Source organism: Niallia sp. FSL R7-0271 (assembly GCF_038005785.1).
In the GTDB taxonomy this organism is placed as follows: domain Bacteria; phylum Bacillota; class Bacilli; order Bacillales; family Cytobacillaceae; genus Niallia.
Map to the genome: position 1 here is coordinate 1,211,236 of NZ_JBBOTZ010000002.1, position 24,474 is coordinate 1,235,709.

At 33.0% G+C, this 24,474-nt stretch carries 34 protein-coding genes and 1 riboswitch; of the genes, 8 read left to right on the top strand and 26 right to left on the bottom strand.

Translation table 11 applies throughout. The features are described 5' to 3' along the window. Window positions 1–8: 8 nt before the first annotated feature. Entirely contained in the window at window positions 9–824 is an 816-nt protein-coding gene (locus MKX82_RS26065; RefSeq protein WP_341081223.1) for a lipid II flippase Amj family protein, read from the bottom strand. Between the two features lie 180 nt (window positions 825–1,004). Here MKX82_RS26065 and MKX82_RS26070 point away from each other — a divergent pair, with 180 nt between their 5' ends. Continuing rightward, window positions 1,005–1,184, top strand: coding sequence for a hypothetical protein (locus tag MKX82_RS26070; protein WP_233315080.1), 180 nt, complete (start codon window positions 1,005–1,007; stop codon window positions 1,182–1,184). 106 nt (window positions 1,185–1,290) lie between these two features. Here MKX82_RS26070 and MKX82_RS26075 read toward each other — a convergent pair whose 3' ends face one another. The 19 genes from MKX82_RS26075 to MKX82_RS26165 form a co-directional block, all read right to left on the bottom strand. Continuing rightward, window positions 1,291–1,845: a hypothetical protein gene (locus MKX82_RS26075; protein WP_341081226.1), complete on the bottom strand. Its 555-nt coding sequence runs from the start codon at window positions 1,843–1,845 to the stop codon at window positions 1,291–1,293. Window positions 1,846–1,959: 114 nt separating this feature from the next. Then, entirely contained in the window at window positions 1,960–2,100 is a 141-nt protein-coding gene (locus tag MKX82_RS26080) for a hypothetical protein (protein WP_233315078.1), read from the bottom strand. Window positions 2,101–2,365: 265 nt separating this feature from the next. After that, on the bottom strand, window positions 2,366–3,184 hold the full coding sequence (locus MKX82_RS26085; RefSeq protein ID WP_341081231.1) for a hypothetical protein: 819 nt from the start codon (window positions 3,182–3,184) through the stop codon (window positions 2,366–2,368). A gap of 61 nt (window positions 3,185–3,245) precedes the next feature. Continuing rightward, a complete protein-coding gene (locus tag MKX82_RS26090; RefSeq protein WP_341081234.1) occupies window positions 3,246–3,869 on the bottom strand; it encodes an alpha/beta hydrolase in 624 nt (207 codons plus the stop codon). Between the two features lie 81 nt (window positions 3,870–3,950). Further along, entirely contained in the window at window positions 3,951–4,340 is a 390-nt protein-coding gene (locus MKX82_RS26095; protein WP_341081236.1) for a hypothetical protein, read from the bottom strand. A 170-nt stretch (window positions 4,341–4,510) separates the two neighbouring features. Further along, window positions 4,511–5,374 carry an aminoglycoside phosphotransferase family protein gene (locus MKX82_RS26100; protein WP_341081238.1) on the bottom strand — a complete coding sequence of 288 codons (864 nt, stop codon included), beginning with the start codon at window positions 5,372–5,374 and terminating at the stop codon, window positions 4,511–4,513. 143 nt (window positions 5,375–5,517) lie between these two features. Further along, on the bottom strand, window positions 5,518–6,138 hold the full coding sequence (locus tag MKX82_RS26105; RefSeq protein WP_341081240.1) for a DUF3885 domain-containing protein: 621 nt from the start codon (window positions 6,136–6,138) through the stop codon (window positions 5,518–5,520). A gap of 78 nt (window positions 6,139–6,216) precedes the next feature. Next, window positions 6,217–7,284: a polysaccharide deacetylase family protein gene (locus tag MKX82_RS26110; protein WP_341081242.1), complete on the bottom strand. Its 1,068-nt coding sequence runs from the start codon at window positions 7,282–7,284 to the stop codon at window positions 6,217–6,219. Between the two features lie 572 nt (window positions 7,285–7,856). Then, complete coding sequence (locus MKX82_RS26115; RefSeq protein ID WP_341081245.1) at window positions 7,857–8,294, bottom strand: hypothetical protein; 438 nt, start codon at window positions 8,292–8,294, stop codon at window positions 7,857–7,859. 675 nt (window positions 8,295–8,969) lie between these two features. After that, window positions 8,970–9,332 carry a DUF2500 domain-containing protein gene (locus MKX82_RS26120; RefSeq protein ID WP_341081247.1) on the bottom strand — a complete coding sequence of 121 codons (363 nt, stop codon included), beginning with the start codon at window positions 9,330–9,332 and terminating at the stop codon, window positions 8,970–8,972. Between the two features lie 137 nt (window positions 9,333–9,469). Beyond that, the gene (locus MKX82_RS26125; protein ID WP_341081249.1) at window positions 9,470–9,958 is read right to left on the bottom strand and encodes a DedA family protein; all 489 of its coding nucleotides are present in this window, start codon (window positions 9,956–9,958) and stop codon (window positions 9,470–9,472) included. Beyond that, window positions 9,949–10,482, bottom strand: coding sequence for a CDP-diacylglycerol--serine O-phosphatidyltransferase (pssA, locus tag MKX82_RS26130; protein ID WP_237942919.1), 534 nt, complete (start codon window positions 10,480–10,482; stop codon window positions 9,949–9,951). The genes MKX82_RS26125 and pssA overlap by 10 nt, the downstream gene beginning before the upstream one ends. A gap of 341 nt (window positions 10,483–10,823) precedes the next feature. After that, window positions 10,824–11,498, bottom strand: a complete 675-nt coding sequence (locus tag MKX82_RS26135; RefSeq protein WP_341081252.1) for a hypothetical protein — start codon at window positions 11,496–11,498, stop codon at window positions 10,824–10,826. Between the two features lie 311 nt (window positions 11,499–11,809). Then, complete coding sequence (locus tag MKX82_RS26140; protein WP_341081254.1) at window positions 11,810–12,091, bottom strand: hypothetical protein; 282 nt, start codon at window positions 12,089–12,091, stop codon at window positions 11,810–11,812. Between the two features lie 108 nt (window positions 12,092–12,199). Next, window positions 12,200–12,604, bottom strand: a complete 405-nt coding sequence (locus MKX82_RS26145; RefSeq protein ID WP_341081255.1) for a hypothetical protein — start codon at window positions 12,602–12,604, stop codon at window positions 12,200–12,202. 185 nt (window positions 12,605–12,789) lie between these two features. Beyond that, window positions 12,790–13,272: a DUF456 domain-containing protein gene (locus tag MKX82_RS26150; protein WP_233315063.1), complete on the bottom strand. Its 483-nt coding sequence runs from the start codon at window positions 13,270–13,272 to the stop codon at window positions 12,790–12,792. Window positions 13,273–13,341: 69 nt separating this feature from the next. Next, window positions 13,342–13,485, bottom strand: coding sequence for a hypothetical protein (locus MKX82_RS26155; RefSeq protein WP_233315062.1), 144 nt, complete (start codon window positions 13,483–13,485; stop codon window positions 13,342–13,344). Between the two features lie 96 nt (window positions 13,486–13,581). Beyond that, window positions 13,582–15,009: a HAMP domain-containing sensor histidine kinase gene (locus tag MKX82_RS26160; protein WP_341081259.1), complete on the bottom strand. Its 1,428-nt coding sequence runs from the start codon at window positions 15,007–15,009 to the stop codon at window positions 13,582–13,584. Continuing rightward, complete coding sequence (locus MKX82_RS26165) at window positions 15,006–15,680, bottom strand: response regulator transcription factor (RefSeq protein WP_445738860.1); 675 nt, start codon at window positions 15,678–15,680, stop codon at window positions 15,006–15,008. Before MKX82_RS26165 ends, MKX82_RS26160 begins: the two co-directional genes overlap by 4 nt. A 397-nt stretch (window positions 15,681–16,077) precedes the next feature. Here MKX82_RS26165 and MKX82_RS26170 point away from each other — a divergent pair, with 397 nt between their 5' ends. Together MKX82_RS26170 and MKX82_RS26175 are read left to right on the top strand one after the other, a co-directional pair. Further along, window positions 16,078–16,269, top strand: coding sequence for a helix-turn-helix transcriptional regulator (locus MKX82_RS26170; protein WP_233315059.1), 192 nt, complete (start codon window positions 16,078–16,080; stop codon window positions 16,267–16,269). A gap of 4 nt (window positions 16,270–16,273) precedes the next feature. Beyond that, window positions 16,274–16,747 (top strand): hypothetical protein, encoded by a 474-nt coding sequence (locus MKX82_RS26175; RefSeq protein WP_237942931.1) that lies wholly within the window; start codon window positions 16,274–16,276, stop codon window positions 16,745–16,747. Window positions 16,748–16,851: 104 nt separating this feature from the next. On the opposite strand, the gene MKX82_RS26180 is transcribed toward MKX82_RS26175, so the two are convergent. Both MKX82_RS26180 and MKX82_RS26185 read right to left on the bottom strand, forming a co-directional pair. Continuing rightward, window positions 16,852–17,211, bottom strand: coding sequence for a hypothetical protein (locus MKX82_RS26180; RefSeq protein ID WP_341081262.1), 360 nt, complete (start codon window positions 17,209–17,211; stop codon window positions 16,852–16,854). A 100-nt stretch (window positions 17,212–17,311) separates the two neighbouring features. Continuing rightward, window positions 17,312–17,509, bottom strand: coding sequence for a hypothetical protein (locus tag MKX82_RS26185; RefSeq protein WP_341081265.1), 198 nt, complete (start codon window positions 17,507–17,509; stop codon window positions 17,312–17,314). Between the two features lie 282 nt (window positions 17,510–17,791). Here MKX82_RS26185 and MKX82_RS26190 point away from each other — a divergent pair, with 282 nt between their 5' ends. From MKX82_RS26190 to MKX82_RS26200, 3 genes are all read left to right on the top strand, one after another. Further along, a complete protein-coding gene (locus tag MKX82_RS26190; RefSeq protein WP_341081267.1) occupies window positions 17,792–18,565 on the top strand; it encodes an amino acid ABC transporter substrate-binding protein in 774 nt (257 codons plus the stop codon). A 66-nt stretch (window positions 18,566–18,631) separates the two neighbouring features. Further along, the gene (locus MKX82_RS26195) at window positions 18,632–19,291 is read left to right on the top strand and encodes an amino acid ABC transporter permease (protein ID WP_233315054.1); all 660 of its coding nucleotides are present in this window, start codon (window positions 18,632–18,634) and stop codon (window positions 19,289–19,291) included. Between the two features lie 16 nt (window positions 19,292–19,307). Next, a complete protein-coding gene (locus tag MKX82_RS26200; protein WP_285854831.1) occupies window positions 19,308–20,054 on the top strand; it encodes an amino acid ABC transporter ATP-binding protein in 747 nt (248 codons plus the stop codon). A 340-nt stretch (window positions 20,055–20,394) separates the two neighbouring features. Here the strand turns inward: MKX82_RS26200 and MKX82_RS26205 are convergent, their stop codons facing one another. Further along, complete coding sequence (locus MKX82_RS26205; RefSeq protein WP_341081270.1) at window positions 20,395–20,973, bottom strand: hypothetical protein; 579 nt, start codon at window positions 20,971–20,973, stop codon at window positions 20,395–20,397. A gap of 141 nt (window positions 20,974–21,114) precedes the next feature. Beyond that, a riboswitch (guanidine-I (ykkC/yxkD leader) is annotated at window positions 21,115–21,218 on the top strand. A 68-nt stretch (window positions 21,219–21,286) separates the two neighbouring features. Here MKX82_RS26205 and MKX82_RS26210 point away from each other — a divergent pair. Beyond that, the gene (locus tag MKX82_RS26210; protein ID WP_233315052.1) at window positions 21,287–21,622 is read left to right on the top strand and encodes a DMT family transporter; all 336 of its coding nucleotides are present in this window, start codon (window positions 21,287–21,289) and stop codon (window positions 21,620–21,622) included. After that, on the top strand, window positions 21,622–21,936 hold the full coding sequence (locus MKX82_RS26215; protein WP_233315051.1) for a DMT family transporter: 315 nt from the start codon (window positions 21,622–21,624) through the stop codon (window positions 21,934–21,936). Before MKX82_RS26210 ends, MKX82_RS26215 begins: the two co-directional genes overlap by 1 nt. 40 nt (window positions 21,937–21,976) lie before the next feature. Here MKX82_RS26215 and MKX82_RS26220 read toward each other — a convergent pair whose 3' ends face one another. From MKX82_RS26220 to MKX82_RS26230, 3 genes are all read right to left on the bottom strand, one after another. Continuing rightward, window positions 21,977–22,798: a uroporphyrinogen-III synthase gene (locus tag MKX82_RS26220; protein WP_341081273.1), complete on the bottom strand. Its 822-nt coding sequence runs from the start codon at window positions 22,796–22,798 to the stop codon at window positions 21,977–21,979. Between the two features lie 380 nt (window positions 22,799–23,178). Beyond that, on the bottom strand, window positions 23,179–23,616 hold the full coding sequence (locus MKX82_RS26225) for a YfmQ family protein (protein ID WP_233315049.1): 438 nt from the start codon (window positions 23,614–23,616) through the stop codon (window positions 23,179–23,181). A gap of 111 nt (window positions 23,617–23,727) precedes the next feature. After that, window positions 23,728–24,297, bottom strand: a complete 570-nt coding sequence (locus MKX82_RS26230; protein ID WP_341081275.1) for a VanZ family protein — start codon at window positions 24,295–24,297, stop codon at window positions 23,728–23,730. Window positions 24,298–24,474: the final 177 nt, after the last annotated feature.

Genomic DNA, 24,474 nt, shown 5'->3' on the forward strand with positions numbered 1-24,474 from the left:
TAGTTAAATCAAATTAACTTAACAAACCATGCTACATAATATGCAGCTGGTATAAATATTAGTTGTGCAACAATCGTACCAACAAACTTGGAACCTATCATTGTGAGAGAGTAGCTTTTTAGATAAATGTAATCAACCTGTTTCTTCATGACTTTATCTGCTAGAACAGATGCTTTTGGGTCTATAAATAAAGTTAGCAATATGGTCGCTATTCCATTTATGATGCCAGATGACATTAAAGCAGCCGGAGCATACGTTTCAGGTACGAGCATTGAAGCATAAATAGACGACAAAACACCAATCGTAAACACTGCAGAAATAACTACATTAATGATAAAAAGTCGTTTAGGAATAGTCTTAAGAGTAATCCCTTTTAAATATGTAAACCTCGGAAGACGTAAACACATTACCAACTTTTTAAAACCATTTTTATTAAAATTTTTTATAAATAAAGCTACAACAGAACCACTTTGTTGAGAAAGTTGAATGATGGCTCTCGAGAAAATATTAATGAATGTAGGAAATAAAAATATTCCTAGCAATACACCAAAAGATGTAACTCCTATCAAAACTCTATATTGCTCTTCAATGTAATGCATTGGATTAATACTTGGTGCTTCTGCAATAAGCTTTGCTGTTAAAGGTTGTTGAAACATCGTTGAAAACCTAGAAACAATAAGCAATGTACTAAATAAAGATAAAGCTGTTGCGATTAACTTTACCCTTGCACCTGAAATTCTAGTAGAATATGCTAATGTTTCAATCATTGTTACTAACAATAAAAATAATGATATTAATAAGACTTTACCTGTAACTAGATCCATAATAACTCCTCATTAGTTAACTTAAATATCTTAGATTATTATAGACCATTATACAAAAATTGATAATATAAAGACTCCAATCTTAGGAAAATAATATTAAACTTATTAAATAAAATCATGAAACTTTATATTATTGAAAACGTATTAAATACTAACAATTAAACGGAGGTGAGTTTTAATATGGAAGGTAAAAAATGCTCAGAGTGTGGGGGAACTTCTTTTTCTCAAGGAAGTGACTATATTAACCTTAGACCATTAAACAAAAAGATGGCAATTGGTTCTGAGAAAATCTATACATACTGTTTAAACTGTGGAGAAGTTATTTCTATAAAGATTGTGAATCCCAGCAAGTTAACTTAAATTTGTTATTCATTGTACCTTTTTCTACAGGTACTTTTTTTGTTTTTAAAAAATTAAGTTAAGCTCGTTTTTGTTAGTTAAAATTCTATCTACAGCAAAAAAACATTTAAATTCCCCTAATAACATGATGATTTGCATCAAAACAAGTTGTTTCTGCAGGAAAGGTCTGAGTTAAATCATCTGGAATTTTGTCATACTTCAAAAAAGTTTCCTCCTCTGAAACAGTAAAAGTTAAACTATAATTTTCATTCAATAAAGCTGCAGTAATTTGAGCAATTTTTTTATTAGGATTTTCCCCATAAATTATGCCATAAACTCCGCTATTTGTTTTTATATCTACATATGATACTTTACTGGTACCATACCCTGACATTTTTATTTTATATTTTCCATTCCATCCTTTATTTAATTGTGCGTAACCAGTATATTTATTATCTAGTTCAAAAAGCACAACAGAAGTATTTGAATTTCCCAATGTGACTACATCTAAGACTTTAATCTTAACTTTTTCTTCCTCCCCTCTATTCTCCCATTCAGTTAAACTGGACTCTATTGATTGGCTATTAGCATCAATAACGTAATCTTTATTAATATAGAAATAAAGAAAACCAACTAATAGAAATAAAAATAAAAAAGGTATAAATATTACTTTTTGCTTCATTAAATATCCTCCAGATGGTACTAACCTCATCAAACAAAATACTAGCCCTATATTGAAAAACCAAATGTAATTATGTATAGTAAGGAAAAATCGATTAAATGTGCTAAATCCAGCCTAAAAAGCTACCATACCAATCATCCGGCCTACTCCATATCCAACTAAAATGATTGAGAATCCTATCATTACATAAATACTAACTTTAATAAATTCACTTTGTTCATTAACCTTCTTTAATATAGCGTTATAAATCCCCATAATATTAATACTCCTTCTATATCACTGCTCTAAAACAGATTATTCTAAAGCTGTTGTTAATATTAAAAATCCTGTGATGTTGACATATACTATCTTGTTATATTTATATACGTTTCTTTAACTGATTGGTTTCACTTAGAGGTATATTGATAGACTGTTGACATTATAAGGACGCTCTAGATTCTTTCGGACTACTCCTCCAATAAAATAGCTTTCCCATTTAAGGAAAGCTCTATGTTATACTGACCTATTGCTAATTTAGACTTTATTCTACAATACATTCGTCCGGATTCATCTTCAGAAGTTTCCATTTACCATCGTTCATTTTCCGAAATTGCGCGATTTCTACGTCTGTACCATTAGTTAAAGTGAAAAATAGAAAACAATAATAAGCCCCGTCAGTACCAAGAACATAAATATTTTTAACATATCCCGGCTTTACTGTTGGATATCTTTTCTTGATTAATTTACACCAATCACCATACTTTACATCTACAACGGATTCGGCATTATGTTGCCAAAGATGATATGGAGCACATAAAAAATCTTCACTGAACTGCTGAATATCGTTTATACGGTAGCCATTTCCTTCAAAACTAAGCTCCATAAATCCATATGAGTAACCAAAAAATTCAGCAGCTGTTTCTTTAAAACCATGGATTGTTTCTAGTTCATAAAAAAAACGTAATTCTTCTTCACCTGGTAGCCTGCAAAGCTTAATAAGACTAATATGTCCTATCCCTGCAAATGAGTTAATGAAATCCTCATAATGAACTTTATCTCGTAATGCATTACTAAACAAATTGTAGGCAATTGGATATGGCGTCTTTGCATTTCCAACTGATCCACAGCTTCTGACATATAGATTTTCTGCCTCACGCAAAATGCTGAAATAATTAACAACAGTATCTTCAGGAGTTTTAGTCAACTCTGCGGGTAATTGTATCTGGTTATAGTAGTTCTCCCCAAATTGGTCAAAGAACTCAAAATTAAATCTTAAATTTAATGCTGGTAAGCAGGAAGGCCGGAAATACTGTTGTTGATGTGCTTCTTGGTCCAATTGATTCTGGTTTCTTAATGACATTTGAATCACCTCATTTTAGTTTATGGGCAATCCGTTTTTAGGTGCAAATCAGCTTAATATTCTATATTTCAAAATTACTTATTTCCATAAGTACACCTTTCAAAATTTCAACAGATTCTATAGGAAGTCCATCCAGCTCTAAACTGTGATTTCCTCCTTCTACCAGATGGAAAGTCAGTTGTCGATTGTTTTTCAATTTTTCAAATCGTTCCGCAATGAAACAACTGTCTTTATCACCAATAATACACAGTCCTTTATTTTCACTAGTGACCATTGCTTTAAATACATCATCTCTTTGCAATAATGGAGTTAACCATATAGTTTTTGCATCTTTCAACATTTTATTATGAAGCAAATAACTCAGAGCTATCGTTCCTATTGATTTTGCCACTACAAAAATATTTTTGTATTTCTTGTTCTCAATGGCTTTGCCGATTGTACGTTGTATTTTTATTGTAAAATCCTTTTCACTTAAGTAAGATAACTCTTGCTTACTGAATGAATAATTAATATGTAATACATCAAACCCTTTAGTGTAAAACAAGCTTGTTGTAAAGTGTAACAACGGAGCCTGTGTAGTGTAGCCCGCCCCTGGTAAGATAATAACTAAATTATCCGCTGTTTCTTGCTGTTCTATTAATCTGAATGGAATACTGTTAGAATCAAAAATTTCTTTATTAGTCACTGTTTTATCACTCCCAATAGTTTTACGGTTCTCTAATTTTTTTCTTAAACTATTAATTAGTTTCCTTCTTCAGTACGCACGTTATTTCTGTTGATCAAAACTTACTTCCGTTTGCTTCTCAAATGTATTATATGATCCTAGAATCGTTAATTCACCTTCAAAACCTTGCTTTGTCCATCTTGAATAAAAGCCTGGATTTTCATCATCAAATTCTGAACTAATATACTCACTCTTCCACCCTAGTTCAGGCAGTTTATTAACATAATACTCATAGACTTCATTCAAGTGGTCCCCATTACTAACATAATTTACTCTGGTAGGTTCTAAACCCTTAAATAAAGGTATATCTTCATGTTGTTCAGGGATAATTGACATACCTTTATAAGTTTCATCTGTCAATTGTATATATACTAAACTCCCCGCAAAAATTACTATTATAGTAATCGCTATTAATAACACTATTTTCTTCACATTAAACTCCTTATGTATGTGTTTCTTAATTTACTTTCACCATAAAAAGGGAACAGCCAACTTTATAGTCTTTAATTTATATTAAGTATAAGGATAGTTCCAATCTTTTATTAATCCAGAGAAGAAATTGATTTAAAAATCCCCTCCTTCCATAAATTCCAGCTGTTTTTTTATCTCAAAAAGGCTTGTAATCTCCCCAAATTTCCCTCCATAAACACAGCATTCTCTTCCACTCCACGACGTTTACACCAGCCAATACTATTAAACGCATCAGTAAATTGATAAAAAGGCAATACACTGTCTAAATCAATTAAGGGTCTGATACTCTCATAGCCTTCTCGATAAGCCTTATACAAAGCAGAATCAATACTCAGGAAATCACGGTACAATTTAGTGAAATCAATTTCTGTGGAACCAAACCGAACACTTTCAAAATCTATCACTCCAGAAACTTTATCATCATCAACTAATATATTTGCAGGACGAAAATCCATGTGGATAAAGCTAGGTCCATCAGGTGTGGGGAGTTGAAGTTTCATTTCCGCAAACTTTTCGAGTGCTTGTTTATATAAGGTGGTTGGTAAGATGTCTTTTACATCTTCTGCAAAGCTATAAAACTGGTCTTCTATGAATACAGACCAGTTGGGAAACGTATTTTGGATCGTATTCAACTTTTCGCCAGAGTTTGCTTTGATTGTATGCATGGTTGCATGAACTTCTCCAACTTGGAATGCCACTGAATGTGAAGCAGCAGTTGTTAGCGGTCTCCCCTTCAATGCTGATAATAAAAAAGCACCGCAGCACTCCTCATCGCCTGACCAATAGTCCAACATTTCAGGAATGGAGACATTCCCCTTTAAAAGGTTATATGCTTCCAATTCTCGGTGATACTTTAATTTTGAATAAGGAATTTTCACATATACATTTTCACCATTTTGCAAATTACATATATATACTGTGGAACTGTATGAATCTTCAACCTCACTTATTGATAATACATCTAGTCTAAAATGTTGAATGATTCTATTTATCATTAGTATTACCTCCTTATTCTATGCTTCAATTGTAGCTAACCGTTCCTTTTATTCCAAATTATACCACTACACCTGATTATCCTGCCACGCTAGAAAAATTAAAAAATAAGGGCGATTCAACAGTATTGAACCGCCCTTACAATTTATTTAAAAACCTTGTCAATCATATTCCGATCGTAATCTAATATCCAATCATTAAAAGTTTTATAAATACTTCTTATATTCTCTGGTGATTCAGCTAATAAATCACAGCCTCTATCATCGTAAACATGAAAGATTGTTTTTCTATCAATATTAATAAAATAGACTCTATGATAAATACTTGGTTTTAGTGCCAAATCTTGATTACAAATTGCTTTTAACAGCGGAATATAGTTGAGATCTGCTGCTTTACATTTTAGAGTAAATCTATGTGTTTTGTATATTCCTGCTTCGTCATCTTCAGGAAAAACATAAGCTTTGATTTCATGGCTCAGCCTGTACAATAAGGATTTATCAACATAGGACGAAAAGTTCCCTAGATTTCGTCTAATATTTCTCCCCTTATGAAAATCACTTATATCCATCACTACATAAATATCTTCCTCAGGGGAATGTAATGCTTTAAACAAGGAAATCGCCCTATGATAGCACCCAAGTATATACGGGTTATCTGGATAGTCATATTCCCTTTCCCAATTAACCCCAAGTTCAAAACGAATGCCGATATCCCAGCTATAAAACAAGGGCGGTCTCAGTTCTAAAGCCGGGAAGTTTGTATTCATATAATTATTTAATAGCATGCTACACCGCTTTTCTTCTTCTTACTTCGCAATCTCTTACAGAAAGTTTACTAGTTATTCTTATTGAGCTTGAGTGATTGGATAACAACGGTCATGGCATTCAAAACTATACGGCTCAAGTTTTTCATCAATGATTTCTGCTTGATAGTTATTATCTTTTAAATAGTTTAATAGAGTAGGAAGTTCAGAAGCTGTGCCACTTCTGTCATGCATTAATATTATTGGTGAATGCTTAGACGGATCTAATTGTTTTAGTTGTTCAATTATATTTTGTACATATTTTTTATTGGAAACGCTCCAATCACTGCTGTCCACATTCCAATCCCAGATGACAAATTTATTCTCTTTTAAAACGTCTCTAAAAGAATTTGTTAAATAAGGAATGCTTCCATACGGCGTGCGGATTAAGTTTGTTTTAACACCTGAGATGTCCTGTAATGTTTTTTGAGCTACTTGCATTTCATTTAAAGCTGACTCTGCTGATTGATAAAATTTATTTACATCATGGGTAACGCCATGTAAACCAACTCCATGCCCGTCCTTAACCGTTCGACTAACTGCTTTCGGATAAGTCTTCATAGCAGGTTCTAACATAAAGAATGTTGCTTTTACATTATACTTGTCAAGGGTATCTAAAATCTCAAAAGTAGAAGCAGTCGGACCATCATCGAAGGTTAAATAAACTACTTTTTCATTCGCCTTAACTTCTGTTGCTTTTTCAGTATCTTTTGTTTCCTCTGGTTTTTCGGTGTCTTTTGTTTCTGTTGTTTTTTCAGCGTCTTTTGTTTCTTCTGGTTTTTCTTCAGCCTTTTCTTCTGTTGCTTTTTCAGCGTCTTTTGTTTCCACTGATTTTTCATCAGCCTTTTCTTCTGTTGCTTTTTCAGCGTCTTTCGTTTCTACTGGTTTTTCATCAGGTTTTTCTTCGATTGTTTTTTCAGCTTCTTTCGTTTCCGTTTCTTTCTCAACGTCTTGCGTTTCAGCTGTTTTTTCACTGTCTTTGTTTTCATCTGTTTGTACTTCTTCGTGTTTATCTATTTCATTGTCTTCAGCCATTTGTCGGGGCGTAGAGTCACTTGATAAAGTTCTATTTTTTTCCGTAACAACTAACAAAATTAATATTGACAACATACAAAAAACGATAATCCCTATTCTTTTCATCTTCCTGTCCTTCACTTTCTACTTTAACATTATGTAAATTAATATATTGAGAGTTTTTTGTACGAATAAGCACAAAAAGGCCAAACAACTCTAATAAAGCAATTGTTTGACCTTCTTTTTATATTAAAAGATAGAAGTAAAAACAAACACCTAATTCTTTATTATAAACACCATGCTGGTTCATACAGTATTGTATTTTTAGGTTTATATTCTTTTGAAAGCTTCATCCAAACAAATTAATTACATTCCTCCCATCTATTCCTTAACGTTTCATTTTAACGCATTTTTATTTCACATTTTTTCCTTAACAAACATCTCTTAATTTAACATAAAAACTGTATTAAAAGATTAATTAACTTACACTATTTGGAATGATAGAACTATAGTCCCTATACATCCATATTTAGGCAATATTAACTCCATACTAAATTTCCTATAATATGCTTCTTTTTTAGGAGTATCCTTTATAAAGTCCTTAGTATTTAAGACCTTTACGAATTTTTTCTAGGGCTGCTCTCTAGAGTAGCGTTATGTTAACTATTTTATCTAAATAAATTATCAATCTCTAAATTTTCATTTTTAAAAATGAAATATTTTGAATTACTATAGCTAGGATTTTTATGTGTAGATACTAGAAATGATTCATTCCCAATTATCAGTATTTCACCTAAGGAATTTTTATCCTTCTTCATAGCAACACTATAGTATTCTTCTGCGGTAAAACTCTGTGGTTCTCTAACCCATTTAGAATTTCTAAAATCAGCCATTATTTTTTTAATTTCTTCATGATTAGTTACGGTCACTAACAGTTCTTCATCACTATTCCGGCTCATTTTTTTGACTTCTAATGAAGTTATCTCCGCATTTTCAATGTTAGTTATTGCAGTGAAATTTTTATCCTTAAAATTAACATTATAAATAATGAATGCTAATAACCCTGCTAATACCGTTACGCCTGTGATCAATAAGAATTTCTTCATTTGAACACTCCTAGCAATGTTGAATCTAATTTTTTTAGCAAACTGCTATTAATTTCACTCAAACTTATTAAAGGAAGAATATTTTCATAAAAGAATATAAAAAAGAGAGGAGAATAGCAGTAGCATGACTTAGCATAGCTGAAAAATTCACTTTATGTATATACAATTAGGAGAGGTAACGGAAGTATATTTTCTGAAGTTATGAGAGTATTTAACAAATTTCAGCTACTAAATTCTTTTATATTAAATGATTTTTAATACATACCAGCCACCCCAACCGCCAACAAAACCTATTAGTAATAAAAACAGATTTCTTTCTAAATTGGGCTCTTGTAACCATTGTTTGTTAAATAGTAAAAGACATCCTGTTGAAACTCCATTGTAATGGTTCCAAACACCAATCTAATTACATAATCTTACATTAAAAGCCCCTTTTGCACCAAACTTTAACATTTTTAAATGCTCTTAAATAAACATACTGTTTGTATTAATATAAACGAAATTTCTTAGCATAAAGTTTCACTATCCAAGCAGATTTTTTTCATCTTTTTATTGTGAATTATAGTAAAAATATTAATATTTGCTGAGTATTTAATAGGTAACATCTTCACAAAGGATAAAATCTTAATTATTAGTAATTCCCTTCTGCCTTTGAAATCCTAAGTAACGACTGTCTTAAAAGCTCAATACTCCAATATCATTTTCAGAAAGCAGACCATACTCTTTACCAGAAACATGAAACTCTGAACGATCACCGCTTTCAAATGCGAAGGTAATATAATAAAATGTATAAGTGCTTGATGAAAAGTTGCTTTCTTCTTGATAATTAGCATTTGAAATTCCGCTAACATCTGTTCGTTTTGATTTCACAACAGCTGTCACACTAAGCTGTTGTGATTGCCCATTTTTGCGCCACTGACCAATTCCTTTAAAAATGGAATAAAAGAAGCCGCTGATTACAATAATAAAAATTATTGCAATAATAATAGGACTGATTTGAAAGATTAAATCTTCTTGAAAAAACAAATCCCCGCCCATATAAAGCCTCCTTCTTTAACAGCTTATAATACTTACGACTATGTATATAATAAGTTTCATAATTCAACCATTTTTCCCAATTTATGAAACAACAATAGAGAGCTGAATTATGCCCTCTGTATGTTTCTGCATTCCTCTCAAACTCCCATTATATTTAACAGTTTGCCAATTGTAATAAAAACAAAACACCACATTAAGGCCCCAATTCCGCCATACATCAAATATATTCTTAGCCTCATATGTGCAATCCCGCAACAGTAAAATGTGAGATGGCGTACTCCTGGAATAAAATAAGCGATCAACAGGGAATACGGTCCAAACTTCTTTATCCATGATTCAACTTTTAAAAATCTTTTCTCCTTTAGCCCAATCCATTTTCCAAACCTATCTATCAGAGGTCTTCCAGCTTTTTTACCAATCATATAACTAATCATCATGCCTATAAAAGTCCCGCTAAAGCTGATTAAAATAGCAAGCTGATAATTAAGAGTGCCTATATGCGTAAAGTATCCTATTAACGTCATCAGTGCTTCATCAGGAATTGGCAACCCCACTATTCCCAAACTGAGCAATAGGAAAACAGCAAAATAACCATATTGACCGATTAACTCGTTAGCTACTTCCATCCGTGAATTTCCATTTTTTCATTGTCTTGTTTCTTGAAATTTGGAATTTTAATATGACTGACCATTAGAAATGCCAGGATGCATATGCCGATGCACAAAATAACGGGGCTATGTAATGTCATAAGTACTAACAAGCACATAGCAGCAGCCGGTGCTGGCAATCCAATAAATACTGCCAGATTGCTTTGTTCTACGTTAAAACGGGCTAATCTCAGCAGTCCGCAAATGCTGAATGCAAGTGCACAAACCAAACCAACGAGGGAAAGCTGACTTAAAGAAATACTATATGCCAGCATGGCGGGTGCAATACTAAATGTTACTAAATCAGAAAGAGAATCAAGTTCTTTCCCGAACTCAGATACGGTATTAAACTTTCGCGCAACCCTGCCATCAAACAGGTCAAAAAACATGCCAAAGCAGATAAACATCATCGCTGAAAATGTATTATTTAATAGCAAGGAATAGATAGATAACACCCCGCAGATAAAGTTGCATATGGTAATGATATTAGCTAAATAAATCAAAATATAACCAGCCTCCAAAACGATTGTTTATTTATTCATCTTCCTAGTATAATTATGGTTCACCCTTACTCTATGTGAATTTTTCTTTATCTCAAAAAGTACGAGCAATCTTATTATTCTTTCAAATTATAAAATTCCAATGTGGATTCTATGTGTTTTTCATAAAAAAAACCTTTTAATTAGATAAAAAAACAAACTATTTTTTGTTTTATTTTGTTTTTTTTTATTTAATAGCTAGATTTCCGTCTAAAGAAAACAAATATACACCAAAAAAGCAGTCACCTATAGGCAGACTGCTTTGTGTTCTTTTCTAAAGAAAACTAAAACAAATACAATAAATTCTATTCAACCTCTTGTATGGACAATCCTAATGTAGGCTCCAAATTCTCTGGAGCATCATAAATGGCCGTATACATCAGCCCGTTCTCCTCATATGTACTTTGCCCACTATCAATAATTCTACCGTCGACTAAACCTAATGCTGTATTAATTTCTTGTTTCTTTTCTGCCGAAATGGTTGAATCTGCTATATTAACTAAGTTAACTGCTGCAGAAGTAACGTCTCCGCTATCATCCATAATTCCAAAAATTGCTGCTGTCCGAAGGTTGCCAGTATCGTTATCCGTTGCTGCAGATACTACAATTGTTTGATTCTCATTGATAGTGCCAGTACGAAGTAATCCATAAGCACTATCCTTTTCTTCTAAATCATTCAGAGTAGCCAAGTCAGGATTAACGGAAGTCATACTTTTATTCCATTCATTTTTCAAGCTATCCCAGTTCCTATCAAAAACTGTTTTTCCATCCGTTTCTGCTGCCGACACTTTTTTCGGTTCACTAGCATCTGCAGTTGCTTCTGTATTTGCTTCTGTATTTGCTGCTGTAGCTGCTGCTGTATTTTCAGCTTTCCCCTCTGTTTCCTGAGCTTCGTCTTTTTGACCACAACCGCTTATCACTATAACCAGTAGTAATGCTAAAAAAATGTTACCTAATAATCTTTGCTTTTTTTCTGTCATCTCCAGAATCCTCCATTACTATTTCGTTTTACAATATTTAACTTATAAGTTCTCTTTTCCCAAAGGTATTTATTCCCAAACACATTTCTTTTAAAATTTCTTTCGGGAACATAGAAACTCTGTTTAATTTGCAACAAACTTCCATTAATACAAAAAAAGTCAGACATTTATACCACTGTCTGACTTTTCACGGCTGCATCTTATTTGCGATATCGGACTTGCATCTGTTTCTAACGAATTTCTTCATATAATCAAGCATATCTCAAAAAATAAAAAAGCTGCTTTTAGCAGCGGAGATAAATCAATATACACTACCCTTTTCGTATTAATCTAACAAAAATAGAGATTACCAAAATTAAATATAAACAAGCAGTAAGACCCCAAGTAAGAAAAATCCCTAATCCTAAGCCAATATTAGCATCTTCATAATTATTTATTACATCATCAATAACCACATACAGCATTGGAGCAGCACATATAAAATAAGCTAACAATGATAATAATAATTTTTTTGTATTTTTATAATAAAACATAACAGGAATGAAAAGTAATGCAAGTGTGATAATAACAATTATCACCATGGATATTTCCATAAAATCCCTCCAAATACATTAAACTTAAATATACTTATCTTTACCAATATTATTACCCGTAAATTAAAATTAGAAATCAAAACAATTTAACTACTAATTCCTTATTCATTATCTTCTTGTTTCAATAGCCATACGCAAGTGTGATACAACTCCAAGAAGCAATAGAAACGAACATACCAGTTTTTCAAAAGATGTTCCAAGTAGTTGTTGAAAAAAGCCAAAGGTCCAAAGTGCTACGAAACACCAGCATATAATAGATCTTCCTCTTTTATGTAAATAACGCTTTTTTTGACCAGCAAAAATGGTAAAAGCACCGCCTATAATGCAAACAACCATACCAACAACAGATATTGGCAGCTGAGATTCAAACGAATCAGATCGCCCTCCGTTAACCCAAGAGAACGGAATAACACTGCTGATAACAAGGATATGCAGTGCCATTGTTAAAGAGTAAAAACAAATAGCCATTATTAAAGCAGTACGTAGATTTATTTTTCTAAGTTTTTCTTTCATATATCTACCTCGCTTTTATTATTCCTCTAATTTTTTATTATAAGTGGGACTCATATTATAGTTATGCTTTCACTTACCCCCTTTAGTCCTTTAACCCATATAAATTAATCATTTTTACTTTACATTATCTAAAAAACAAAGAGGAATTCATTAGAATTCCTCTCAATAGAGATTGATAAATCAACCTATACAACTACTGCGGTAAAAAACCAAATAATCATAATAACCTGTATTAATATTTTTGCTACACTGCCTCCTAAGAAGCCTATTACCGTAGCGAATCCAACCTTTGCCGCCTTCTTCATATCTTTATGCAAGATATATTCCGTAATTAAAACCGCTACAAATGGTACGAGGATAATTCCAAATGGAGGGAGAATAAAGGACCCGACTATTGTTGCGATTGCAGCTATTGTTTCAGAAATCTTTGACCCGCCGTATTTTTTCACAAAATAACTATTTGCGATGATATCGGCTGCTATTAATACAGCACTTAACAATCCCATACTTATCCAGAACCATATAGACAGCTCACTAGGATTAATCAAAAACTGATAAACCAAAAATCCTCCCCATATTGCTACTACAGAGGGAATAATCGGATAAACTATCCCCACAAAACTTAATATAAATAATATTATGGTTATTGCCCACCATACGAATTCCATCAAAAAACCTGCCTTTTTAAAATTCTAACATTTAGAAATCTTGCTCTTTCAGAACAAGATTTCCTTTCGTTATTTAGCTGCTGCTATGCTTGCGACTTTTATAGCGGTGACTGCCGCCATACGGATTATACCTTCTGCTTCTATCACTGCTGCTGCTTTTTTTATATCCTCTTCTATCACTGCTGCTGTATTTTTTATACCTTTTTCTATCACTTCTGCTATAGCTTCTAGATCTATGACTGCTGTGAGAAAATTGCTTAATCGTTTTCATAATTTTTTTAAACATTCTTTCCACCTCTTTAATTCATTTTATTTTTTTCGGAACAGTACATCAGAATCTTTGCTCAAAGGGATATTAATAATTACCTTTGTCCATTCACCATAATCACTTTGAATTTCAATCGACCCTTTATAATATTCCAATAACCTTTTGGCGATTGCTAATCCTAACCCATTTCCGCCATTTTTTCTGCTTCTTGCTTTATCAACACGGTAAAATCGATTAATCACCAATGGTAGGTCTTCTTCTGGAATTCCAACACCGTAATCCTTTATTTCAATAGCTAAGCTGTTTTCGCTATGTTTTACTTTAAGCTCGATTTCCTTCTTGTTTTTTGAATATTTTATGGCATTATCTAACAGGATAATTATTATTTGCTCAAGATGATTTTTGAATATTTTTAAGGTGAAATCATTACTAATATCTATTGAAGAGGAAATATTATAGTCTGGATTTAAAGTTAAGAAATTTTCAACAACATCCTCTATTACACCTTTTATTTTTATATCCTCTAATACAGCTGTACTTGTGGAGAAATCTCCTCTTGATAAGGTCAGCAATTCTGAAACCATACGGATTAATCTATTGGTTTCATTCAAACTCAAGTTAAGTGACCTTTCTAATGTTTGCGGATTATCTTTTCCCCAGCGATTTATAAGGGATAGATGACCGTGAATGATTGTTAATGGTGTTTTTAATTCATGAGAAGCGTCTTCCACAAATTGCTGCTGTTGCTGGAAAGATGTCTCGAGATTATCCATTAATTCATTAAACATAATTCCTAACTCTGTCATTTCATCATGCTGTTTATCGATATTCACCCGTTTATTCAAACCATTTTCTTTTATACTTTTCATTGTCCTAATCATAGAATTTATTGGTTTTAATAACTGAAAGGACAGAATCCTTCCCCCAACAAAACTTAAAATGATAGCCACTAATCCTGTAATTATTACTAATGTCGTTATTTGATTTATCAAACTTTCGAAGTTCTCTAAGTTTCGGACAATTTCTATCGTACCTTTAAAACCGGTTACTTCAAAAGGCTTTCGGTATACAAGCAGTCGATCTCCCTTAGGGGACATTTCCACTAATTCTTCTTTTAAAGCTGATTGTGATGAGACCCAATTTTTTGGCACTTTATTTGTTATTGTAAATAATACGGAATTATTTTCACTAACAATCCTTATTAATTGGTGATGTTCATTCAAGATATCTATATACGCTTTACTTTCTAAAATCTCTTGTTCTGAATCTGCTTCTAATAAATAGGCATAAATTTCTTCCATATTTTTTTGGATTGTTTGTCTTTCATGATTATTAACCCACTTCATAATGACAACATACTGAACGAAGGTATAGGATAAAAATAAGAAGAGGATTAGTAATGCGGCCCAAAATGTTAATTTCCATTTTATCTTGATACTTTTAGGTAATAATGCTTTCACACTTTTCATTCCCTCATAACATATCCCATTCCTCTAATCGTTTGTATATAGCCTTCTTTATCATTAGCTTCCAATTTCCCGCGAAGATGCATCACATAAACATCTACGACATTTGTTTCTATGTCTGCATGATAATCCCAAATATTTTCTAGAATAATCTCTCTAGTTAAAACTCGGTTAATGTTTTTCATAAACAGAAATAACAAGTCGTACTCTTTTTTAGTCAGTTCTATTAGGTGCTCCCCTTTTTTTAACAATCTTGACTCAATATTAAGCTCAAGATCTTTAAAGGACAAAGTCATCTCCGGTAAATTTTTCAGTTTCTCTTGTCTTCTAATAATAACTCTAATTCTTGCTAACAATTCCTCAATGGCAAAGGGTTTTGGAATATAATCATCAGCACCGATATCTAATCCTAAGACCCTGTCCATAATACTATCTCTGGCAGTAATCATAATGATTGGAATATCCTTTACTGCCTTTAACCGTCTACAAACTTCAATACCATTTAATTTTGGCAGCATTAAATCAAGCAGGATAACATCCCAATTCTTTTCTAATGCAAGCTCTAACCCTTTCCTTCCATCATAAGCAGGCGTAACATTATATCCTTCGTGCATTAGCTCCAAAAGAATAAATTCTGATAACGCTTCTTCATCTTCAATAACTAAAATATTCAACTGTTTTACCTCCATATATTATCTTGTCAGAATTATATCTTATCTAAATTATATTGGATACTAATGCATTAATTTGTATTAAGTGAGGATTTTTTTAAATGAAAGTGACCTGCTTATGGTATTTATATGCATTTAATACTATTCTCCTTTCTTAATAAGATTAATCCTTTCTATAATCATACAAAACCGTAATGAAATAACGGTAAAATGTATCATGATGCTTTCTAAAATTTTAATGAAAATTTTTTAATCTTAAATATGTTAGGAGAAGATTATGAAAATAATAAATAGAATTTTTTTGCTTTTTATTGCCTTTTTAAGGAAATCGATGTAATATATACATTACATAATGCAACTTAAACATTACATTGTGTAATTTAGTTCGGTCGGTGAAACTATGAAAAATCGCATTAAAATAGCCAGAGCTGAGAAATCCATGACTCAAGCAGAGTTAGCCAGAAAGGTTAATGTTACAAGACAAACAATTGGTCTTATTGAAAAAGGGAACTACAACCCTACCTTGCAGCTTTGTATTTCCATTGCTAAGGCTTTAGAAAAAACACTCGATGACTTATTTTGGGAGGAGTAATTTTATGGAACAAAAATCATGGCTGTCTAAGGTATTACCTAAGGATGAATACAAAGAAAAGAAAATGCTTTACTATATAGCTGAATCTGCTGTGCTGCTTGCCATATTGTTATTTATTTATGCATTGATTAATAATTTTTCTCTTTACGGAGGGTCTGCTTCTGGAACTGTCACCTTGCTTTCTTTATGTTTCCTAGTTGCCTATGTACTAATAAGATATATAATGTCAGGCATAGAATATCCTGATATTATAAGTGAAAGACGATTTAAAAAAGAAAAACAAGCAATCATAAACCGCAGTTTAATCATGATGGTTCTTATTGCCGTTATGTTAGTAGTAATACAAGGAATCCCGTCTAACATGACAAGTTCAGTTCAGTTGTTTTTACCAGCGATTTTTATATCCTTCATTAATTTTATAATAAGCTATACTTCACTCAAAAAATCCTATCATAAAAACATTGATTTATTGGATTAAACATTAACATGTTTTTCAAATAAAACACCCTTTAAAATACACTTAACGAAGTGAATTTTAAGGGGTGTTTCTTCATGATTCTCATTATAAGAAAATATCTACACTCATGTCCCATCATAACTTCTAACGACAAATCCTTGATTTTCCGCAAACGTATTAATTACCTTTATCAATTCACTTTTCGAAATGGACACGGAGTGATGAATTTCTCTTTTGTTATTAATGACATATTCTTCAAAAATTATATAATTTAAATGATCCATTTTTTTAACTACAAATTGATTACACTCATATTCTCCACTTCTAATATTGCTAGAATAAATAAAATAAATGATGCCATCATAATATTCTTGTTCAGAGATTTCCGTATCTAAAAATAATGGAATGATTTCATGCATATAGTGCTTCCTTTCTAGAATCATTACTCCATCAAAGGTAATGGTTTTTCTGGTCGTTTTGGACAATAAGAACAATTAGGGTCTTCACATTTCACCTCAGTCCATTCAATGCAGGAAGGACAGAAATCTTATTTAGCAAAGACACTAACTACTCTTACTACTTCCATTATTTTTTTCCAAACCATTTTTTAAAATCCTCGTCTACTTTAGGACTGTATAAACACATACAAACTCCAACCATAAAAATAATAAATCCGCTAAAACCAGTAGTTATAAACGGGTATCGCTCAGAATAGTACACTATTGTTAGAACACCTATATAGAGCCAACCAATTAGATTTATGACAATTCTTTTCTTATGCATTTATTTATCCTTCTCATAGATTAATTGTAATAACTTTAATACGTTTATTGCTCTTCTTTGGTTTCATTTAATCGTTATTTATTAGTTCCAATATTAATGAAGGGCTCTATTTTTTAAGGTTTCTACTATTTTAGTTACTAATTTGTAATTTACTGATATTAATCTATTTTTATACGAAAAACCTAATTGTATTTATTGGATGATAGTGTTACAATACTATAGTTCGATAATATGGTAGCGTACTAAAGCAAAATACTTAATAAAAGGTGGTCTCTATAATATATGAAACGTTTAGTAACGATGATTTTAGCAGTAACAGCGATTTTCACCATTGTAGCAGGGTGCTCTAAATCTGCCGAAAAAGATGACAATACATTGGTAATTGGTATTGATGATAAATTTGCTCCTATGGGGTTCCGTGATGAAAATAATGAGATTGTTGGTTTTGATATTGACTATGCGAAAGCAGCAGCTGAAAAAATGGGCATGAAAGCTCAATTTCAACCTATCGACTGGAAAACGAAAGAATCTGAGTTAAGCAGCGGTCGTATTGATCTTATTTGGAACGGTTACACCATTACAGATGAGCGTAAAGAAAAGGTTCTCTTTACAGAGCCTTACTTGAAAAATGCACAGGTTGTCGTAACATTGGCTGATTCTTCTCTTTCTAAACTTAATGATTTAGAAGGAAAAGTCGTTGGTCTTCAATCACTTTCTTCTGCATCCGATGCATTAGATGCTGATCCTATTAAATCAAAAATTAAAACAGTAACAGAGTTTGCTGACAATGTTTCTGCTTTGAATGACTTAAAGAGTGGTCGTTTAGACGCTGTAGTAATTGACGAAATTGTTATTAACTACTATATGACTAAAGAGGAAGGCACTTTCAAAGTACTTGATGAATCTCTTGCTCCTGAAGAATATGGAGTAGGCGTTAAAAAAGGTAATGAGGATCTGCTTAATAAACTACAAAAAGCACTTGATGAGATGAACGAGGATGGCACTGCATCAGAAATCTCTGAAAAGTGGTTTGGCGAAGATAAAGTGTTGAAATAATAACTAATTACTGGCAAAACAGGATTTCCGATAAGGAAGTCCGTTTTGTTTTCGGAGGTAACTTTTATGTCTTTTGAATACATTAAATCAATAATTATGCCTTTGCTTGAAGGGGCTCAGATGACTGTCCTCTTGTTTATCATTGCGATTGTAGTGTCCATACCGCTAGGCTTTCTATTAACATTAGCTGTAAGAAGCAGCTTTAAGCCTCTTTCCTGGTTTGCTCAAGGCTATATTTATGTGCTTCGCGGAACACCGCTATTGCTGCAGCTATTGTTTATCTGTTTCGGTCTGCCAATGATTCCTGTAGTTGGTGAATATTTAGTATTAGATCGTTTTGTAGCTGCATGTTTAGGTTTTATTTTAAACTATGCTGCTTATTTTGCCGAAATCTTCCGCGGCGGTCTTATTGCCATTGATAAAGGTCAATATGAGGCATCACAAGTACTTGGCTTAAACAAATGGCAGACTTTAAGAAAGATTATTCTTCCGCAAATGTTCCGCATCGCCCTTCCGGCTGTGGCGAACGAATCTGTAACACTTGTTAAAGATACAGCACTCCTTTATGCGGTAGCTGTACCAGAATTGCTGCACTTTGCTCAAGCTGCAGTTAATCGCGACTTTACAATTGTGCCATTTGTTGTGGCAGGTGTCATTTATTTAATCATGACGCTTCTATTAACGTTAATCTTTAAATGGCTTGAACGCCGATTCAAATTTGAATAAGAAGGAGTTGGTGAATATGGCTATTATTGAAATCTCTAACTTAAAAAAATCGTACGGCAATTTAGACGTATTAAAGCAAATTACATTTAATGTAAATAAAAACGAAGTAGTAGCGGTTATTGGTCCCTCCGGATCTGGAAAAAGCACCATGCTTCGCAGTCTTGTTAATCTTGAGGTGATTGATGGCGGCAGTATTTGTGTGAGCGGCGATTATTTAGTAAAAGAAGGACAATACGTTAAACCGCAAGACATTAAACAAATCACAGGTAAAATGGGGATGGTCTTCCAGCACTTCAACCTCTTCCCTCATCTGACTGTGAGAGAAAATTTAGAGCTTGCTCCAAAAATGGTCAAAAAAGAATCCTCCGCTGACATACAGAAAAGAAGCAATGAGCTGCTAGAAAAAATAGGGCTCTCCAGCTGGGCGAACTCGTTTCCAGCTAAGCTGTCCGGCGGACAAAAACAAAGGGTGGCAATTGCCAGAGCATTAATGATGAACCCAGATATTATGTTATTTGATGAGCCTACTTCCGCTCTTGATCCAGAATTAACCGGCGAAGTATTGCAAGTGATGAAGGACCTGGCTCAAGAAAACATGACCATGATTGTCGTAACGCACGAAATGGGCTTTGCCAGAGAAGTTGCTGACAGAGTCGTATTTATGGACAATGGGGAAATTGTTGAATCTGGTGCTCCAAAAGATTTGTTTACAAATCCTAAGTTTGAACGAACAAAAGCGTTCTTAAACCGCAGTTTAAAATAAGCAAAAGGCAGTTTCATAATAAACTACCATCCTAGCAAACTTAATGGCCAACCAGAATTTATTCTGGTTGGCTTTTTTATTGATTTAATTTCATAACTATAACAGGTAAACCAGTTAATCTTATAGATAACCCATTATTAAACTGTAAACCGCGCAATAAATAAAGGATTTCTGTGTAAAATAAATAATAACACCAAGCATTAGAAGTTCCAGTAAAAACCATTTATTATAATGACCAGTAAATAATACGTGGGGACTCAGGTGGCATTTCAAGTGAAGCAATTATTGGCAAAATAGAGCTGAAGAAATAAACAGCTACATCTTTGTCGCTGTTTTATACTTATAGAAAATTATTTTTCAATCTCTTTACTAATTCATCATAGTTTATGAAATAATCTTTAATTGGAATGACAGCAAAATCAGATAAAGTTTGAGTATTTGCTAATAGGCATTCATCATATATTAGAGAAATATAAATATCTTTTTGCACCTTAATTCCGCTTTCCTTATAATAACCTACTAAATCCAAATATAAATTATAGCCTGCTTCATCAATAGACCTTTCTATCACAAAACCGCCAGTAAAGTCTCCCCACCAAGCTTGAAAGCTTTTATAAACTTCATGAAAACTAGTTAGACCTTCAGCATCTTCACAAAACAAACTATGATAAAAAATTTCCTTTTCCTCATAAAACAGCTTTGTATCGTTGACATCATTAAGAAATACAATTTGAGAGACTTTCTTCCATAGGTTTTGAAACCTTGATTTAAAGTCATCCTTAAAAGTAATCTTTGCAGAGAAATAAGGGAACTTTATCTTTTCGGTATTGTTTGTTTGATTTATATATATATTTTGCAAGTATATTAGGAAGTTTAAAGAGGTCGAACGATCTGTCATCATAATTAATGCATTTTCCAAAATTTACATCCTCCCTTTCTCCTCTATTATCACCATTCTTCTGGTAAAATACAAATTTTTTACTATTAATCAGCTAATATCTGAATAGCCATGTTTGACACATCTATAAAATTGTGTATAATTCAAGGTAATTGCATAAACAAAAATGTTTTCTAGGGTTCCGCAGCATATATTATTGTGTTGGACTGGTCCGAGAGAAAACTCACAGCTTTGCTGTGTCACGGAAGGACAAAAGCCTGGGAGAAACTGACTTATCAGTTTGCTCCCGGGCTTTTGTTTTTTTTTATGCAAAATTAATTTGGAGGTTTTAGAAATGGATTGGATTAAAGTTTTTATCGCAGCATTTTTTGAAGTATTTTGGGTTATTGGCTTAAAGCACTCTGATAACCTATGGATGTGGGCGGGGACAGTTGTTTGTATTATCATCAGCTTCTACGTAATGATTATGGCAGGGAAAAAGCTGCCTGTTGGGACTGTTTATGCAGTATTTGTTGGTTTAGGTACTGCAGGAACTGTACTTTCTGAACTTCTATTCTTTGGGGAAGCTTTTAAAGTGGAAAAGGTTCTCTTCATCTTACTCCTTTTAGGAGGCGTAATCGGCTTAAAATTGGTTACAAAAAATAAAACTCAAGAAGGGGATGAATCGTAATGGCTTGGATTTCTCTTATACTAGCAGGTCTGTGTGAAATGTTTGGTGTGGCTATGATAAACAAATTGCATAAAGACCGTAACTGGCAATCCGTATTACTATTAATCTTAGGATTTGGTGCTAGTTTTATCTTCCTTTCCTATTCAATGGAAACACTCCCAATGGGAACAGCTTATGCAATTTGGACAGGAATTGGTGCTTCTGGTGGAGCTATTTTGGGCATGTTACTATATGGTGAATCAAAAGATTGGCGAAGACTTGTCTTTATAGCTATGGTGTTAGGTGCAGCAGTAGGTTTAAAATTGGTCTCCTAATAAGAAAAGAGCTGAATAGCTCTTTTCTTACATATTTCTCTCAAGAGTTCACATTATTGCCTTCATAATAACGAGACAACTCAATAATCATTGCACCCATACGTTCAAGCTCAGGAACAACGATTTTGTCTACTCCTTCTTCCGATAATGCCTCTGCAGTTACTTTTCCAACTGCAACTGCTAATGTATTGTCTTGGAATGCATCGAGGATTTCTTTTGTTACACCCTTCTCTTTTGCAAATGTAAAAAGAGATCGTACTTGAATCGCACTCGTAAAGCAGACGGCATCCACTTTGTTATCTTGCATTTCCTCAAAAAGTGTTTGCACAGCATCCCATTCTGGAGCGATATGCTGATATGGCAGGATAGTAGCAACGCTTGCTCCTTTATCTTCTAAAAACTGGATGAGTCGAGGCGCTGTCTCACCGTGAAGCTGAACCAATACGTTTTTCCCTGCAAAATCAACATCTTCAAGCGCACGAATTAATCCTCTTGTTGACCCATCTTCATCGAGAATATCAGGCACTACGCCAATTTTCTTCAAGTAATTTTTTGTCTTGTAGCCTCTGATCGCTATATTAGCCGCTTCCAATCGCTTAAGATATTCCGCTTTTACACCTAGCTTTTCCGTGATATTTACAAGTGTTTCTGTACCGATGCCTGTCGTAAAGATGACCCAGTCTGCCCCTTCGTTCACAAACTTAATAAGACCAGGTTCTACCTCTTTTTCCGCTAAGAAAACGGTACCTTGTAAAGAGCGGACAACTGGAATACCGCCTTGATTTTCGATTAATTTGCTGATTTCTTCTATTTTACGAGAAGCTCCAATAACCACACGCTTCCCTTCTAATCCTTTGCCCATTTTAGTTACCTCTTTTCCCTCATCTATGTACATATATTTTCTATTATAATAGCAGGCTCGTAGAAAAAGAAAATATTTTTATGCAATATTCTTATAATTTTAAGTTAATACGAAAAAAAGGCCATTTTCTATTACAAAAATGGCCTTTTTCCTTCTTTCACTTTCGTTAATTCAATTATTTCCTTTAATACAGACATCTCCGCCCATTCCTCTTCTGTTACCAGTTCCCACTGTATACCTTCCGGCTTTTTGTATGGTGTATTTGATTGGACTAATTCCTGTTTTAAAGGAAAAGGAAAGCGGCCGAGTTTATGCTCTGTTAAATAGTTCCAAACACTTGTTTCGTTACCATTATTGTGTTCAGCCCTTTAAGAAAGTTTTTAAGCTTGAATCATTTTATTAATATCCATCTCAAGCGGATATGTGCTATATACAACAATTTTATTCTTATATTGTTTAACAATATCCATACGGTCCTTATAACTGGACAATAACAGCTTTAACTCCTTCTTGCCGTTTCTTGTAACAATTGTTAAAGAATAATCTGCATTCTCAGGGTGAAGATACCCTTCTTCACTTCCAGGATATAAACTGTATTTTTCTCTGACAGTTGCCTCATTAAACAGCTTTAAAATATCAGTTTTAAGCGCTCCTTCAATTTTTCTGCCATTATAGAGAACTTCTGTATTAACTTCAGACAATTTCAAATGCAATTTATATTTTCCAAGCAGCCATTCGACCACACCTGTCGGCAAACATGTCATTAAAACCTTCACTATACAAAATAGAACTAACGCTATGATGGAAATCCAAGTCATCTATGCTCACTCCAATATTATAATAACCATGCTAAGTATATCACATAACTATCATACTGGATTTCGAAACAATATTGACCATCCAATTGGCAGAATTATTGACCATCCAATTTAATTAACCATTTGCTTTTGACGAAATAATCTAACTTTCTTTTTTACTGCTTCTGTTATAATATAGCCAATTCCGCCACCAACAGTATTTAACAGCAGATCATCCACATCAAATGCCCTGCCTTCAACAATACCTACATAACCTAATAAAAGCTGCAGCACTTCAATTGTTACACTTACTAGAAAAATACATCCTATCGCTTTTGAAAGTTTTCTTGCTTTAAATAACAACGATATATACACACCTAATGGACAAAGCATTATTAAATTATAAAAAGATAACTTTACAGAATTCCAAAAGAACCAGTCAAATCCTTGATAATGATAAAGATTGTACCAATCTTTAATAAAATAAAACGGCACTAGCTGTATAGTCGGCAAAAAATCGTGTTGAGGAGGCAATATAATTCCTCCAGTTGTTAATTGCGCAACGTGCAGTAAATAATATAGAAAGCTATAAGTAATCAATCTTTTCATTAAACCACTTGTTTTCATTCTAATAAAATCCACTACGATATAAATAATTAAAAAAATTGTTCCAAAAAAGACAATATCATAAATTGCATACATAGTATCTTAACCCCTTTCCTTAATCCAATACTTAGACGAAACTCTTTACTAAAAAGTTTGTATTTTATCCTTTTTATATCATTTCGTATGGTACAAAAAAGAGTAAGAGAAAGCAGACTCTTTATCAAAAGTCACTTCTTTTTCTTGATCTTATTAGGTTTTACAGCAACTGTTGGA